14 protein-coding genes are annotated in these 15,918 nt (G+C 37.4%); 4 read left to right on the top strand and 10 right to left on the bottom strand.

The window, feature by feature from the left end; all coding sequences use genetic code 11:
- Window positions 1-114: 114 nt before the first annotated feature.
- Entirely contained in the window at window positions 115-435 is a 321-nt protein-coding gene (locus V7121_RS24090; RefSeq protein WP_335548125.1) for a hypothetical protein, read from the bottom strand.
- A 235-nt stretch (window positions 436-670) separates the two neighbouring features.
- On the opposite strand from V7121_RS24090, the gene V7121_RS24085 reads away from it, so the two are divergent.
- From V7121_RS24085 to V7121_RS24075, 3 genes are all read left to right on the top strand, one after another.
- Window positions 671-1,783 carry a metallophosphoesterase gene (locus tag V7121_RS24085; protein ID WP_335548123.1) on the top strand — a complete coding sequence of 371 codons (1,113 nt, stop codon included), beginning with the start codon at window positions 671-673 and terminating at the stop codon, window positions 1,781-1,783.
- A 151-nt stretch (window positions 1,784-1,934) separates the two neighbouring features.
- Complete coding sequence (locus V7121_RS24080) at window positions 1,935-3,215, top strand: ArsB/NhaD family transporter (protein ID WP_335548122.1); 1,281 nt, start codon at window positions 1,935-1,937, stop codon at window positions 3,213-3,215.
- 8 nt (window positions 3,216-3,223) lie between these two features.
- Window positions 3,224-3,505, top strand: a complete 282-nt coding sequence (locus tag V7121_RS24075; RefSeq protein ID WP_335548120.1) for a hypothetical protein — start codon at window positions 3,224-3,226, stop codon at window positions 3,503-3,505.
- A gap of 39 nt (window positions 3,506-3,544) precedes the next feature.
- Here the strand turns inward: V7121_RS24075 and V7121_RS24070 are convergent, their stop codons facing one another.
- The 9 genes from V7121_RS24070 to V7121_RS24030 form a co-directional block, all read right to left on the bottom strand.
- Complete coding sequence (locus V7121_RS24070) at window positions 3,545-5,308, bottom strand: putative bifunctional diguanylate cyclase/phosphodiesterase (RefSeq protein WP_335493659.1); 1,764 nt, start codon at window positions 5,306-5,308, stop codon at window positions 3,545-3,547.
- A gap of 158 nt (window positions 5,309-5,466) precedes the next feature.
- Window positions 5,467-7,479, bottom strand: coding sequence for a transketolase (gene tkt / locus V7121_RS24065; RefSeq protein ID WP_335548118.1), 2,013 nt, complete (start codon window positions 7,477-7,479; stop codon window positions 5,467-5,469).
- Window positions 7,480-7,549: 70 nt separating this feature from the next.
- Entirely contained in the window at window positions 7,550-8,023 is a 474-nt protein-coding gene (larC, locus tag V7121_RS24060; RefSeq protein WP_335493663.1) for a nickel insertion protein, read from the bottom strand.
- 74 nt (window positions 8,024-8,097) lie between these two features.
- A complete protein-coding gene (locus V7121_RS24055) occupies window positions 8,098-8,895 on the bottom strand; it encodes a LarC family nickel insertion protein (protein WP_335493665.1) in 798 nt (265 codons plus the stop codon).
- Window positions 8,876-9,649: a nickel pincer cofactor biosynthesis protein LarB gene (larB, locus tag V7121_RS24050; protein WP_335493667.1), complete on the bottom strand. Its 774-nt coding sequence runs from the start codon at window positions 9,647-9,649 to the stop codon at window positions 8,876-8,878. Before larB ends, V7121_RS24055 begins: the two co-directional genes overlap by 20 nt.
- 24 nt (window positions 9,650-9,673) lie before the next feature.
- Complete coding sequence (locus tag V7121_RS24045) at window positions 9,674-11,146, bottom strand: gluconokinase (protein WP_335493669.1); 1,473 nt, start codon at window positions 11,144-11,146, stop codon at window positions 9,674-9,676.
- 170 nt (window positions 11,147-11,316) lie between these two features.
- Window positions 11,317-12,120: an ATP-dependent sacrificial sulfur transferase LarE gene (larE, locus tag V7121_RS24040; protein WP_335493671.1), complete on the bottom strand. Its 804-nt coding sequence runs from the start codon at window positions 12,118-12,120 to the stop codon at window positions 11,317-11,319.
- A gap of 89 nt (window positions 12,121-12,209) precedes the next feature.
- Window positions 12,210-12,980 carry an SDR family oxidoreductase gene (locus V7121_RS24035; RefSeq protein WP_335493673.1) on the bottom strand — a complete coding sequence of 257 codons (771 nt, stop codon included), beginning with the start codon at window positions 12,978-12,980 and terminating at the stop codon, window positions 12,210-12,212.
- A gap of 23 nt (window positions 12,981-13,003) precedes the next feature.
- A complete protein-coding gene (locus tag V7121_RS24030) occupies window positions 13,004-14,272 on the bottom strand; it encodes a lactate racemase domain-containing protein (RefSeq protein WP_335493675.1) in 1,269 nt (422 codons plus the stop codon).
- Window positions 14,273-14,505: 233 nt separating this feature from the next.
- On the opposite strand from V7121_RS24030, the gene V7121_RS24025 reads away from it, so the two are divergent.
- The gene (locus V7121_RS24025) at window positions 14,506-15,666 is read left to right on the top strand and encodes an ROK family transcriptional regulator (RefSeq protein WP_335548117.1); all 1,161 of its coding nucleotides are present in this window, start codon (window positions 14,506-14,508) and stop codon (window positions 15,664-15,666) included.
- Window positions 15,667-15,918 lie beyond the last annotated feature (252 nt).

Below are 15,918 nucleotides of genomic sequence, written 5' to 3'. Positions count from 1 at the left end.
GTAGGGCGGAGAGCGAAGGACAATAGCCGCTAGGGCGCTTGCGCTAGACAGTAGTCTAAGTTCAAATACTTATACTTATCACAGAAAAAAAGAAGTTCCAAGGAACTTCTTCTGTTACATCATGTAGGAGAGTATTACCTTCTGAGGAAGGTCTGGTACACTATTGTTCTTTCTTTTTAGACGCTCACAAGAAGGCATTTCATATGAAAAGTCCTCAACGTTTTGAGGGATTATGCCCTTTTGTTGTAATTCCTCAAATACTATTTGCATTCCTTCTTCGGTTGTGAGTGTTTCCTCTGAAGCGTCCATTTTGAAACATTCCACGCATGTTTCAATAATATTCTCATCTATTTGTTCTTGGGTAAATACCAATTTTGCTCCTGCAATATTTTCTACTTCACTATTTTCTAATTCAATAATTGTTGTGATATTCATTTTCATTTTACCTCCAGCATTAATTTCCTTCATTATAAAAGACTTTTATAAATGAAACCTATTGAAAGCGTTCTTTTCATTTTTTATACATATATTTTTGACAATTTACTGTCTTTTTCAAATAAATGCCCCCTCCAAAGTACAACACTATAAGTAATATTACCAGCTATCATAATTCTAGTAGGAAAACAAATACTAAAAGAAATTTTAAAGTAAAACTATGGGGGGAAGCTAATTGAATACCAAGATTTTTATTTTCCTTATTATCCTTTCACTTTTTGAAATATCTCATCCTTCAGTTCCCAACGCTGAGACTGTTCCAATTCAAGCGGGAGCTGTCAATTTACGTATCCTAGAAACAACTGATATACATGCATCCTTAGTGAATTATGATTATTATCAAACAAAAATAGACAATCGTATTGGCCTTGTAAAAACAGCAACGCTTATCCGGAGGGCTAGAAAAGAGGTACCAAACTCATTATTATTTGATGATGGTGATCACTTAAAAGGAAATCCATTAGGAGAGTATTTAGCAAGAATTCGAGGGCTCCACAAGGGAAGGATACATCCTGTTTATCGTGCTTTTAATTCGTTAAACTATGATGCTGTTGCAATTGGTAATCACGAATTTAACTACGGATTAGCCTTCTTAAATACTGCTATAAAAGGGGCAAATATGCCGGTCCTGAATGCGAATGTTTATTCAGTTAAAAAGAAAAAGCCCTACTTTACTCCATATGTCATTTTGAAAAGGAAGGTTGTTGACCAAAATGGGGAAACTCAAAATCTAAACATTGGAGTAATAGCTTTTATGCCAACCCAGATAATGAAGTGGGACAAAGCGAACCTTGAAGGTAAGGTTATTGCAAAACCAATTGTTGAAACAGCCAAAGAGTTTATTCCCCTCCTAAAAACAAAAGGAGCGGATATTATTATTGCTCTTGCCCATACAGGTATTAGCTACGAACCATATAATACTGATTCAGAAAATGCCGTCTATTATTTAACAAAGATACCTGGAATCGATGTCATTTTAGCAGGACATTCCCATAATATCTTTCCAGGTCCAGCGTATGGAAATTCTCCCAACACCAATATCAAAACGGGACAAATCAATGGAAAACCAGTTGTGATGGCAGGAGCTTTCGGAAGCCGTCTTGGGATTATTGACCTTACTATCAAAAAAAGGGATGGCAAATGGAAGGTGGTAAAAGGGATAGCCGAAACTAGACCAATTGCGAATGATTTAGGAAAGTCTCTTGTTAAAAGGGATAAACGTCTCTTTCATTTAGTTAATCCTGAGCATCAAGAAACGGTTGATTTTATTAATAAATTAGGGCTTTAAAGGGAATATTTTCTTTACTTTCATAGTATACTCTTATAAAATTATATAAATAATATATGGTGTATTTACTAGGGGGAGTCTGTCAAACAGGCTCCTTTTTGTCATTTTTCAAGAATTCACTATATAAATACTTGGGAGAAGAGGTTGCTGGATGTCAACACAAGCACTAATTGCTATTGGTGTATTCTTAATTAGTTATGCCTTTATCGTCACTGAAAAAATCCATCGCACCATCATTGCAATGACTGGTGGAATTATGATGGTGCTGCTAGGAATTGTTGGGCAGGAAAAGGCCTTGCACCATATTGATTTTAATACACTAGGGTTACTGACTGGTATGATGATTATTGTGGCAATTACAACTGAGACAGGCCTATTCAAATACATAGCCATTTTAGCCGCAAAAAAAGTGAAAGGCGATCCCTTAAAAATTTTACTGGCACTCGGAACCATCACCGCATTAGGTTCAGCCTTTTTAGATAATGTAACAACCGTTTTACTAATGGTTCCGGTTACATTCAGTATCACAAGACAACTGCGTGTCAATCCAATACCCTTTTTAATTACAGAAATTATCGCATCGAATGTTGGAGGAACATCTACACTTATAGGTGACCCGCCAAATATTATGCTTGGAAGCGCCGTGAAAGAACTCACCTTTATGGCATTTATTAATAATCTTACAGCTATTTCATTTTTTGTTCTGTTTGTTAATATCGGAATATTGGCATTTATTTATCGAAAGCAGCTTCGAACATCTGATGACCTAAAAGCAAATCTAATGGATTTAGATGAAAAGGAAGAAATCACCGATAAAAGATTGTTGATTAAATCTTTAGTTTCCCTTTCTCTGACTATTCTGGGTTTCTTTTTTCATCAACTTCTTCACATTGAATCCGCAACCGTCGCATTGGCAGGTGCATTTCTACTCCTTCTCCTTACAGGAGAAAAGTATTTAGATAAAGCCTTTTTAAAAGTAGAATGGACAACGATTTTCTTCTTTATTGGTCTATTTGTATTGGTATCAGGATTGATAGAGACAGGGGTAATTTCATTAATAGCAGATTATTCAGTCCACCTTACGGGGGGTAATGTGACATCAACCTCTCTGTTAATTCTCTGGGTTAGTGCAATTGCATCCGCATTTATTGATAACATTCCATTCGTTGCTACCATGATTCCAATGATCAAGGATATGGGGGAACTCGGAATTAATAATTTAGAACCACTTTGGTGGAGCCTTTCATTAGGGGCATGTCTGGGTGGAAACGGTACATTAATAGGGGCAAGTGCAAACGTAATAGTTGCTGGGCTTGCTGCAAAGGAAGGATATCCGATTACGTTTGGCAAATTCTTATTAATTGCTTTTCCGTTAATGATTTTATCGATAATCATCTGTACCGTTTATATTTATTTAAGATATTTAATTTAGGGGGCCTAATGATGAGGGTATCTTATACATTTGACGAGCAGCTTCTTAGTCTGCAGGAAACGGCAAACGAGGAAGATTTTGAATTCTCTCTAACTCTGGTTGCAAAAGATGGAAGAAGCAAAATGGAAAAAATCCGTGAGCATTTTGATGCTAATAACATCTTAACTGATATTCATTTCTATATACACCCGAATAATAGATTTCAAATAATTGTAAGAAAAGATTTTTATAATGAATTTATCATCGAATTATTTCGACAACAACTTATCCAAGAGATTAAGTGGATATAAATAAGAGGCTGCCTTCCTTATGGCAGCCTTTTATCTATATTATTGAATTGTCATAAATAATTCCTTTATTGAATGTATTTCCACTGGTTTACCGATGTAGTAACCTTGGGCAGAGTCACAATTACCTCGTTGCAAATACTTTAATTGCTCAAAAGTCTCTACACCTTCTGCGACCACTTTTAATTTCAACGTACGGGCAAGTGAAATTACTGCATCAGTAATTGCTAAGTTTGCATCATCCATTTCCAAATTCATAATAAATGATTTATCGATTTTTAAGACATCAATCGGGAAGTTTCTTAAATAACTTAATGAGGAGAAACCAGTTCCAAAATCATCTATAGAAATGGTTATTCCAAGCGCTTTAAGGTTATTTAGAACAATTGCTGCTTCTTCTGGTCTTTTCATAATGGTGCTCTCGGTCAATTCTAAATCTAATGAACAGGGTGGCAAACCAGTCTCAGTCAGAATGGTCCTAATCACTTCTTCTAGGTTTTGTTTATGGAATTGTTGTGGTGAAATATTTACACTAACAGATAACTCTGAGAATCCTTCATCATGCCATTGCTTACATTGTGTGCATGCTTCTCTTAATACCCACTCCCCAATTGGGGCAATCAGTCCAGACTCCTCTGCTATTTGTATAAAGGAATCTGGGAAGAGTAGTTGATTATCGTTGCTTTTCCAGCGTATTAGTGCTTCCATTCCATAAATTTTTCCTGTCTTTAAATCCATCTTCGGCTGATAATGAAGGATAAATTCATCTTTTTCTAAAGCCTGACGTAAATTAATTTCCATATCCATTCGAACCATTGCATGGACCTTCATATTGGGAGTAAATAATGAATAGCAATTTCTCCCCTTTTCCTTGGAGTGGTACATGGCAAGGTCTGCATTTTTGATAAGAGTATTTATATCTTCTCCATGTTGGGGGTATAAACTAATACCAACACTGGGTGAAATGTTAAATTTTTGATTATATACCGTAAATGGCTCAGACATCACCATTAATAGTTGCCTGCATAGTTCACATGCTTTTTCAGCATTCCGTAAATTAGGAACTAAAATGATAAATTCATCTCCACCGAATCTTGCCAGTATTGTCTCTTCACCGAGCGCCGCTTTTAATCTCTCAGCAACTGATTGCAATAACACATCACCAGCCTGGTGTCCCAAACTATCATTAATTACCTTAAAATGATCTAAATCGAGAAGAAACAACCCCAACAAGGGTTTCGCATTTTCATGAATCAATTGGTATTTTTCAAGGTATGATTTAATAAACCAGCGATTGGGCAGCCCAGTCAATGCATCATGATAGGCCATATGCGCTATCCTTTTCTCTGCCCGTTTTAACTCGGTAATATCCAAACTAAAGCCTAGTAGAAATTCTTCCTCTGATTCTGGAAGTTGTATAATCGTTTTACCAGAGTACATATAGTATTCCTTGCCTTGGAAACCTGCAAGTGCTTCGGAGGTAATCATACTGCGTTTCCTCCATACTTCAAGGTCAATTTTCCGGTTTACTTGAGCAATATGCTCTGGAAAAAAATCAAAGACCGTCTTACCAACTAACTCTTCAAGTTTCATACCATTTAATTCACATGCTTGTTTATTTGCAAAAATGGTTCTCCCCTCAGGATCTTCTAAAAAGACATTAATAGGTAAGGCGTCAAGAACCATAGAGTGTAGTGAGGAATTAAGACGGAGCTCCTTTGAAAGTTCTTGTTCTCTTTTTTCAAGCTCTGCTATCCTTGATTTTAATATTTCAATGTCATCAGTTTTTTGGGAATGTTGGCTCACTAAATGATCCCGCCTTTGGCTAAACAAATCTTAATTATATTGTAAATCTGTTTTTCCTGCTATTATTTTTGATTTCTAACAATTTCATGAAAACAGAAGGACTTTTGAAAAATTTTAAAAAAGCTGCTGCTAGGGTTTTCCTAGCAGCAGCTTTTTACTTAATTACTAAGTTCTTTAAAACGTTTAACGACATTTTCAACTGTAAATCCATATTTCTCAAGTAGTACACTTTCAGGTGCGGATGCACCAAATTGATTAATAGCGATAACACTGCCAGCATCCCCGATATATTCTCTCCAACCGATTGCTGAACCCATTTCAATAGCAAGACGTGCCTTTATATTTTTAGGCAGTATGGCTTCTTTATATTCTGGCGACTGTTGCTCAAAACGATCCCAGCTTGGCATGCTGACTACTGATACATAAATCCCTTCACGTTCAAGCTCTTTTTGAGCAGCCATAGCTAAGGATACTTCTGAACCTGTTGCAAGCAATAATCCGTTACTCTCGCCGTTTGCTTTGGAAACAATGTATGCACCCTTTTTAACACCTTCATAAACCGTTTGTTGCGGAAGTGCTAGGGTTGGCAGGTCCTGACGTGTTAATACAAGGGCTGTTGGAGTGTCTCTGCTTTCAATGGCTAATCTCCACGCAGCAACAGTTTCCTTCGCATCTGCAGGACGGAGAATGGAAATTTCCGGCATTGCACGTAATGCTGCTAGTTGTTCAACTGGTTCATGTGTTGGTCCGTCTTCACCAACAGCGATGCTATCATGTGTAAACACATAAGTTACCGGAAGCTTCATTAATGCCGCTAATCGAATCGCTGGACGTAAGTAGTCAGAAAATACGAAGAAGGTGGACCCGAATACTTTCACACCACCATGAAGTGCCATCCCATTTAAGGCAGCACCCATTGCAAATTCACGAACACCAAACCAAATATTACGACCTGCAAAACTATCAATATAGTAATTGTTTTCTGCTGTAATGGTTGTTTTGTTTGATCCTGCTAAATCAGCAGAGCCCCCGATAAATTGTGGAACCACATTGGCTATTGCATTTAATGTTTTCCCTGATGAAGCACGAGTCGCAAATTTTTCACCTTCTGTAAAAGCAGGCAATACTTCTTCCCAATTTGCCGGAAGCTTATCATTTAATGCCGATTCCAATAGCTCAGCTAGGTCAGGATATTCCTTCTGATAGCCGGAATATAATTCATTCCAAGTATTTTCTTTTCGTTGTCCCTCTAGGGTAAATTCGTTGAAATACTTTTTTACTTGTTCTGGAACGAAAAATGGCTCAACAGACTCCCATTCGTAGGCAGCTTTTGTTAACTTAATTTCTTCTTTTCCAAGTGGAGAACCATGGGAAGCAGATTTACCAGCTTTATTAGGTGATCCGTAGCCGATTACTGTTTTAACCTCTATTAATGTAGGGTGATTCAATTCGGCTTTTGCTTCTTGTAAGGCTTTTTGAATAGCATCGGTATCATTTCCATCTTCAACCCGAAGCACTTGCCAGCCATAGGCTTTAAACCTGTCTTCCACACTTTCAGAGAATGATAAATGTAAATCTCCATCCAATGATATGTCATTCGAATCATACATGACGATTAGTCTTCCAAGTTTAAGGTGACCTGCAAGAGATGCTGCTTCCGCAGATACTCCTTCCATTAAGTCGCCGTCTCCACAAATACTATAAGTATAGTGATTAATAATTTCATATCCCTTTTGATTGTATGTTGCTGCGAGATGTCTTTCCGCCATTGCCATCCCCACAGCCATCGCAACACCTTGTCCTAATGGACCAGTTGTTGCTTCGACGCCAGGTGTATGCCCAAATTCAGGGTGGCCAGGGGTTCTGCTTCCCCATTGACGGAAGTTTTTCAAATCGTCAATGGTTACATCGTAACCGAATAAATGCAATAAACTATATAAAAGCATGGATCCATGTCCCGCTGATAAAACAAACCTGTCTCTATTAAACCATTTAGGATTTACTGGGTTATGATTCATTTCTTTTGCCCAAAGCGTATAAGCCATTGGCGCTGATCCCATCGGCATGCCAGGATGACCAGAGTTTGCCTTTTCAATCCCATCAATTGATAATGTACGAATTGTATTAATAGCTAATTGATCAAGTTTGGTTTCATTAAGCAATGTTGTCATATGCTATTACACTCCAAATCTATTAAATTTAGTTGCGAATTTTCCCCTAAAAGGAAGTGAAACTTTGGGCTTATTCTTCTCTTCCCAAAGCCTTCCAAACCATTTCATAAACCTTTTTCACGGGAATGTCATGAAGTCGTGCAATGCTTTTACATTCCTCAAACTCCGGAGCACATTGCACAACTTGTCCATCCAGCATTCCCTCTTTTACTGTCACAGGACCCCACTCGGTCGAAACCTTCCTAAATTTTCTTTCTAATCGGTGTACCGTTAAGTGATAATAACGAACCCCAAGTGTTGTGGTTTCCTTAAAAAGAATTTGCTTTATTTTATTTATACTTTTCTGTGAGCAAAGTAGTTGTAACAATACACCTGGCCTATTTTTTTTCATATAGATTGGTGTATAGAAAACATCATTTGCCCCAGCCTCAAAAAGTAAGTCCATTACATAGCCAAGCCATTCTCCAGGAATATCATCAAGGTTAACCTCCATTTTGAACATCTGATCATCGATATGTTCATGATTTTCAGGATGTGATACCACGAGACAAAACTCCTTTCATAACAGGATTTTTATGTATCCAGTTGGTCCCTTTACGATTAAAGTAAAGACAGACCTTATTCACCAATAATGACACGAAGAACATTTGGATGATTTTTAAAAGTTTTGGTTCCCGCCCCATAACCAATTGATTTAATCTTCATCGAAGGGATTGAACAAAATTCCTCCGCAAGAACAGAGACGATTGCAGCACCTGTAGGTGTCGTTAGCTCGGCTTTAATCTCAGACTGATCAATTGGCACTCCTTTTAATATTTCTAATGTCGCAGGTGCTGGGACAGGATAGATGCCATGCGCAATATGGATTCGACCTGTTCCAACTGGAATCGGCGATGATTTAATTACGTCTATTTCTAATTGATGAATTAAGATAACTGCACCAATTATGTCAATAATCGAATCTACTGCCCCAACTTCATGAAAATAAACCTGCTCTAAGGGAATTCCATGGATATGTCCTTCTGCTTCACCAATTCTTTTAAAGATTTTTAAAGCAGTTTTTTTCACAGGCTCAGCAAAACCAGCATTTTCAATTAATTTAACAATATCTTTATACGCACGGTGTTCATGATGATGACCATGGCTGTGATCATGATTGTGAACATGGTCGTGATTGTGTGTATGGTTATGATCATGGTTATCGGAATGAACATTGTTTAATAACTGCACATCAAACTTACTACTCGTTATTCCATTTTTCACAAGCTTTTTCCACTTCAGCTCATATTCATTTTCAATATGAAGTTTCTTTAATTCTTCTACTAAAAAATTAGGATCTGCTCCAGCATCGATTAGGGCACCAATAACCATATCCCCGCTGATACCTGAAAAACAATCAAAATAAAGTGTTTTCAATTTTCCCTGCCCCTTTTTGTGCAAGTTGATCAATTAATACCGCGTTATATCCTCCGCCGAATCCATTATCAATATTCACGACACTTATCCCTGATGCACATGAATTTAACATGGTTAATAGAGCAGATAATCCATTGAAATTGGCTCCATACCCAACACTTGTAGGCACAGCAATAACTGGATGTGATACAAGTCCCCCCACAACACTTGGAAGAGCCCCTTCCATCCCTGCAACAACAACAGAAACTGTGGCATTTTGAATTTCCTCAGCATGACTTAACAAGCGATGAATTCCGGCAACACCGACATCATAGATACGATGAACCTTACTGCCTAATACTTCAGCAGTAACCGCTGCTTCTTCCGCAACCCGTAAATCCGAAGTACCAGCACAAATTACAGCAATGTAACCATGTAAAGCCTCTTGATTTATTTGTTCCTCTTTCCAAAACAGAATTTGTGCATCTTCTTTGTAGATAAAATCAGGACATGCCTTTTGGACAATTTCTGCCTTTTGTTTAGAAATTCGTGTAACAAGTACTTGGTTGTTTCGAGCCCGCAGCACTTTAATAATCGAAATAATTTGCTCAGTTGTCTTTCCTTCCCCGTACACGACTTCTGGAAAACCTTGACGTTTCTTGCGATGATGGTCAACTTTTGCAAATCCCAAATTTTCAAATGTTGCCAACTGCTCTTTAGCTTCATTAACGCTTAGGGTACCATTCTGAACTTGCTTTAAAATATCTTCAAGCATACGTTCTCCCCCTTAATATACATATCAAAAATGTTTATACATTCCATTACCAATCTTTCCATAGTTATCATAAACCTTTTTATAATTCTCAACATTCTCCTTTATTGGTACAATCGCTTCTCCCATTGGAATGTTATTTTTAATATCCTCAAAGGAATAAACTTTACCAGTTCCTACCAATGCTGTCCATGCTGCTCCCCACGCTGCACTATGGTAGCTCTCCGGCACATAAATTTCCGCATCGAAAACATCGGCCATCATTTGCAACCACAATGGAGATCTAGATAACCCACCGTTAACAAAAATCTTTTGGTGCTTCCCAGCTAACCTCTCTAAAGCTTTGCCAATTTGGAAGAGGTTAAATGTAATACCTTCTAAAACGGCGCGGATAATATGTTCTCTTTTATGTGTAATAGATAAACCAAAGAAATTCCCTTTTGCCCGTTGGTTCCAAATTGGCGCTCTTTCGCCATTGATATATGGATGAAACAGAATACCATCAGCGCCAAGAGGAACTTTTTCTGCATCTGCAAGGAATTCGGAGAAGTCCCTAGGGTCGTTCAAAAGGTCTTTTAACCATTGTAAGGCAATTCCGCCATTATTAGTTGGTCCCCCAATGATAGACGAATCTTCGGTAAAGGAATAACAAAAGGTTTCTTGGTTTTCACTCATCTTAACACCTTTTGTGATTTGCCGGATGGCTCCACTAGTGCCAACTGAAACAGCAACTTCCCCTGGAAGAATCGCCCCTATTCCTAAGTTAGCCAATTGGCCATCAGCCGCACCAACGACAAAAGGAAGATCAGGGTCAATTCCCATTGCCTCAGCAATTTGAGGATTAATCCCTGTTAATATCTCAGTTGGAGGGACAATTCTAGAAAGTTGAGCTTCATGGATATCAGTTAGTGATAATAATGCTTGATTCCAGGTGTGAGTGTCAGGATTAAATAACCCTGTCGCAGATGCCATTGAATAATCAATCACCCTCTGATTAAACCAGCATTGGAGTACATACTCTTTAATTGACATAAAATACTTTGCCTGAAGATAAGGTTCATATTTTGTTTCTTTCATCCATAATAACTTAACGAACGGTGTCATTGGATGAACCGGAGTACCCGTCTTTGAATAAACTTCTTTACCCATTGACTTAATCACAGATTCTGCTTGAAGATAACTTCGTCCATCCGCCCATATTAGTGCTGAAGATATAGGATTGCCATTCTCATCTACACAAATAAGTGAATGCATAGCGGCTGAGAACCCAATAGAAATCAACTCATTTTTCTCTATACCTGCTTTTTCAATTGCCTCTTTTATTGTTAGTACAGCCGAATGTTCAATCTCAATTGGGTCTTGTTCTACCCATCCTTGTTGTGGATAATGAAATGTGTTCATTTTCTCTGCTTCTGCAATTAATTTACCTTGCAAATCAAATATACATGCTTTCACACTCGTCGTTCCGATATCAAGTCCGAGTACAACTTCTCTTGACATGTTTCATCTTCCTTTTCAGATAACAATAAGTAATATTGCGTTATTGCTAGTTTTATTATCATTAAAATAAGAGGCTTTGGATGTTCCAAAGCCATTTTCCCACTATAAATTCCTAAGTAAGCTGGAAAGAATGGGTGTCAGGTACCATGTGAAAAATTCACATATAAAACCTATTCAGACAGAACCTTATTCATACTGCCACTCTTATAACCAATTAGATCTAAGGTGATATATTTGTAGCCATATCCTTGAAGTGTTTTAACAATCGAGTCATGATTTTCAAGGATTTTCTGCATGTCTTTAGGTTCTACTTCGATCCTTGCGATCTCCTGATGTGTTCGCACCCGTACCTGATAGATATCCAGTGATTTTAAATAAGCCTCAGCTTTTTCTACCTTCGTTAGCTTTTCTTTTGTAATATACTCACCATAGGCAATTCTTGAAGAAAGACACGCTAATGAAGGTTTATCCCAAGTTGGCAAATCAAACTCCCGCGAGAGCTCTCTGATTTCTTGTTTAAACAAATTAGCCTCTAGGAGCGGGCCGCGTATCCCCTTTTCTTTAGCGGCTTGCATACCTGGTCGAAATTCATTCATATCATCTGCTATGACACCATAAACCACATTTTGAAAGCCCTTTTCTTCCATGACTGGAATCAAATGATCAAATAAACTGCTTTTACAAAAATAGCATCGATTTTTATTATTTTCAGCGTATCCTGGAATAGCGAGTTCTGAAGTTTCAATCACTTGGTGCCTGACACCAATATTTTCTGCAAGTACTTTTGCTTCTGTAAGCTCACTAGATGGGTAGCTTTCAGAGTCTGCTGTCACGGCTAGAACTTGCTCAGGGCCTAATGCATCGACAGCAGCCTTTAATAAAAAGGTACTATCCACTCCTCCTGAGAATGCTACAACCACTGATTCCATTTCGCGGAGAATAGATGTTAATTTTTTGTATTTCTCTGTTAACATAGCCCTTTTCTCCCCCTATCCCTTTTCTAAATAACAATTTAGCCATTGTTAATTTATTTAATAGACTCTAGATTTATGTGTAACTTGGATTATATAGTCATGCTCCCAAAACCGCCATCAACTCGGATGAGTGTTCCTGTTACGAAACTTGACGCTTTTTCAGAGGCGAGCCAAACCGTAGCACCTTGTAACTCTTCCGCCTCACCAAAACGATTCATTGGAGTATGTCTCATGATTGATTCAATTCGCTCTTTATCTAAAATTTTTCGGTTTTGTTCAGCAGGGAAAAATCCAGGAATAATCGCATTGACACGAATACCATTTGGTGCAAATTCACTTGCTAAAAACTGTGTAACACTATTAAGACCTGCTTTTGATACCGAATACGTAAACACCCTTGAAAGTGGTGTCGTAGAAGATACAGAAGAGATATTAATAATGCTGCCTTTTCGTTCCTGCTCAATCATTCTCTTTGCAAAGATTTGACAGGTTAACACAATTCCTTTTAAATTTATATCCATAATTTTGTCGTATTCATCCATTTCTAGTTCAAAGAATGGTGTCGCACTATTTGTACCAGGTGCATTTAAAAGAATATCCCAGCCGCCAGCCCATTGCTCAATTTCTTTGGCAACGTTAATTAATGAATCCTTAGAACTAACATCTGCAGAAAACGCTTTGGCTTCCCCGCCACTCTCAATAATTTCTTTGACCACTTCTTCTGCTTTTTCAAGATTACGTCCTACAATAGCAACTTTTGCACCGTGGGAAGCCAATCCCTTTGCCATTGCTGATCCCAAAACACCATTTCCACCAACTGCTACTGCCACTTTTCCACTTAAATCAAATAATTGTGCCATTATTTATTCTCTCCCTTTTACTACTAAAATAAATTTCCACTTTCATTAAACGGAATCTCATATAAATCTGAACTTTGTTCCATATTTGGATGCTGATTCACATATTCTAGTAAATGCTCAGACACTTCAATTTCACTTAAAACTAAGGTATTTTTAATACGAACTAATTTAACATTTTTAAAATCTAAAATATTACATGTTTTAACCGCCGCTTGAATCGCTTGTTTGTCATTTGGTAAGGTAGTAGCTATTTTAGTAGGTGCCACAACTGTTGAAGTTAAGCCATTTGCATATGTTCCTTCTTTATCCATTTTGTCTACCAGCCTTTGTGTCGTAAAGTCTGCCGTTCCTACTCCATTGGCATTTCCCTCCGATTGAGGTGTTACATCAAGGACAACCATTTTGTTTACATCCGGTCCACCAGAAGCATAGGGAGTTGGGTAACGTCCGGTAATATTAGGATCCATTCCATCCCCACTAATATTCTTACCGATTTCATCAATGACCAAGACATCTAATTGATCAAAGAAAAGCTTTGGCAATAACTCTTTTGCTTTCTTTTGAAGCTCAGGTTCTTTATTTATAATCTCTTCTGAAGTAAGGACTTCAATGATGGCTACTTTATCAAATGCATTTTCAACTGAGGCAACACCAAATAGGAAGGGAGTCTTTTCCATGATGATTTTCGCCATAGCTGGAACATTTTCAGCCATATATTTAAAGCCCATTTGATGGCATGCTTCTGCACCTCTTTGCTTTCCTAATCCAATACTGATCATCTTCATCATCCCACTTTCAACAGGACCACGAAAGGCTGTATGTGGTTTGACTCGATTAATGACCACAATACCATCTGCTTCGGAAGCAAATTTATCTACATATACAGGTAAGCCATTCGGCAGCTCACTAATTTTTACTACTTCCATTGAAGAGCGAATCTCACATCCAACGCTTTCTTCGTTTATCCCGAGATGTGCTAAAACTTCGCGCTGGCCCTCTGCTGTCGCACCGCCATGACTTCCCATACTTGGGACAATGAAAGGTTTTGCCCCCAAATCTATTAAAAATTGGACAGTTACTGCAGTCATTTCAACGAGTCGATCGAGCCCACGGCTGCCAACAGCAAGTGCAATTTCCATCCCAGGTTTAACCTTTTCCTGAATATCAACTCGTTGTAACTTTTTCATCAGGGTTGAACCAAGGTCATTGATCTTTTGGTTATCAAAGTTCACTTTAACTTTTGCCATTTTAGGTACCGGAATATCTTTTAATAATTCTTGTAAAATGCCCATATTTGCTTCACTCCCTTTTACTATGAATAAAGTTTTCCTCTTTTAATCCATTTCCATGTATTTATGAAATTAAATGCTAACCCTTTGTAATCCCTTACAAATTAAATTAAATAATATAGTTTTAATTTAATTTGTTTACCAAACAAACTAATTACTTGTATAATAACATTATGGACAATTTACGTCAATAAATATGAGTTCTTTTTCCTTTTAAATAATCAAGGAGGTTCTTTATGCTCACAGGGGATGCAGCATTTATCAAAAAGATGAACAGATCGTTAATCTTAAGTAATATTGTTGAGCATAAACTAATATCTAGAGCAGAGCTGGCAAAAATTACAGGATTAAATAAAGCTACCATCTCTGTACAGGTATCGGATATGTTGGACAAAAATATAGTTATTGAAACACAACAAGAACACAAAAGTTTAGGGAGAAGGCCTGTCATGCTCTCTGTTAATCGCGAGGCGGGTTTTGTCCTCGGAATTGACCTAGATAAAGATTCAATTACTTTTACCATATCGGATTTAATCGGTACTTCCGTTCAGACAGAAAAAATAAAACTGAATATATCCGCTTATGATACCGTTCTTAAGTTGTTAGTTGAACAAATCAAAGGATATAAACTTAAGTTCGCTCCTTTCTGTTACGGCCTTGTGGGCATTGCGATTGGAATCCATGGAATTGTGAATAAAGTTGAAATGGTGGATTATGTCCCGCAACATGGCTGGCAAAACAAAGACTTAAAAAAAGACTTAGAGGATTTAATTGGAGTTAGTGTTTACATCGAAAATAATGCTAACCTTTGCTCAATTGCGGAAAAGGTATTCAAACACCATCAAAGTAACAATTTATTATCTGTTAGTTTGTATTCTGGAATTGGGATTGGTTTCATGATAAATGGTGTATTATTCAAAGGGTACCACGGCTATGCAGGTGAGATTGGACATATGATTGTCGTTCCTAATGGCTTGCCCTGCCGTTGCGGGAATTTAGGATGTTGGGAACAATACGCTTCCGAATTGAGTTTTTTTACTCAATTAAAAAAGTATCAAGAAAGTCAAGATATTAGCTACGAAGATATTCAAAATCGGATTAAGGAACACGAACCTACTATCATTAATGAAATGGATCAATTTATAAAGTTTCTATCTATAGGGATAAATAACCTGATTAACTTATATAATCCTGAAATTTTAGTGGTTAATAGTGAGGTCCTTCGTTTGTATCCTAATGCTGTCCAAGAACTTAAAACCTATCTTAATTCTACAATTAGCCATTATTCTGAATTGGTTATCTCTCAATTTGGAAAAAAAGCATGCATCATGGGAGCCTGCGCCTTGGCCATTCAAAACTTTTTAGGGGTTTCTGAACTTTGTTTAACTATAGAGTGATAGGAATATTTCAAAAAAAATTATTAGCAGAAACCTATTGAAAAGCCCTTAATTCCGAGGGCTTTTTAAATTGATGGTATCAAGTTACTTGAGTATAGTAAAAAAGCGAGTAAATCAGAAACAAGGTGAGTACATTCCATTTCATCTATCCGAACCTGTCAGAAACAATTCACGTAAATAAAATATGAATTGTTTTTTTTTTGCTTAAATTTCCTGCTTAATAAAAAAGGTGCCTGACACCATAGTGCCTGA

This window comes from Neobacillus drentensis (assembly GCF_036962125.1).
Lineage (GTDB): Bacteria > Bacillota > Bacilli > Bacillales > Cytobacillaceae > Neobacillus > Neobacillus drentensis_B.
Note: the sequence above shows the minus strand (reverse complement) of the source record. Positions and strands in the feature narration are given on the sequence as shown.

Bases quoted from the DNA above. Each gene is read 5' to 3' on its own strand.
- V7121_RS24090 (WP_335548125.1), bottom strand. From the start codon at position 435: ATGAATATCACAACAATTATTGAATTAGAAAATAGTGAAGTAGAAAAT.
- V7121_RS24080 (WP_335548122.1), top strand. From the start codon at position 1,935: ATGTCAACACAAGCACTAATTGCTATTGGTGTATTCTTAATTAGTTAT.
- V7121_RS24075 (WP_335548120.1), top strand. From the start codon at position 3,224: ATGATGAGGGTATCTTATACATTTGACGAGCAGCTTCTTAGTCTGCAG.
- tkt (WP_335548118.1), bottom strand. From the start codon at position 7,479: ATGACAACATTGCTTAATGAAACCAAACTTGATCAATTAGCTATTAAT.
- larB (WP_335493667.1), bottom strand. From the start codon at position 9,649: ATGCTTGAAGATATTTTAAAGCAAGTTCAGAATGGTACCCTAAGCGTT.
- V7121_RS24045 (WP_335493669.1), bottom strand. From the start codon at position 11,146: ATGTCAAGAGAAGTTGTACTCGGACTTGATATCGGAACGACGAGTGTG.
- larE (WP_335493671.1), bottom strand. From the start codon at position 12,120: ATGTTAACAGAGAAATACAAAAAATTAACATCTATTCTCCGCGAAATG.
- V7121_RS24035 (WP_335493673.1), bottom strand. From the start codon at position 12,980: ATGGCACAATTATTTGATTTAAGTGGAAAAGTGGCAGTAGCAGTTGGT.
- V7121_RS24030 (WP_335493675.1), bottom strand. From the start codon at position 14,272: ATGGGCATTTTACAAGAATTATTAAAAGATATTCCGGTACCTAAAATG.
- V7121_RS24025 (WP_335548117.1), top strand. From the start codon at position 14,506: ATGCTCACAGGGGATGCAGCATTTATCAAAAAGATGAACAGATCGTTA.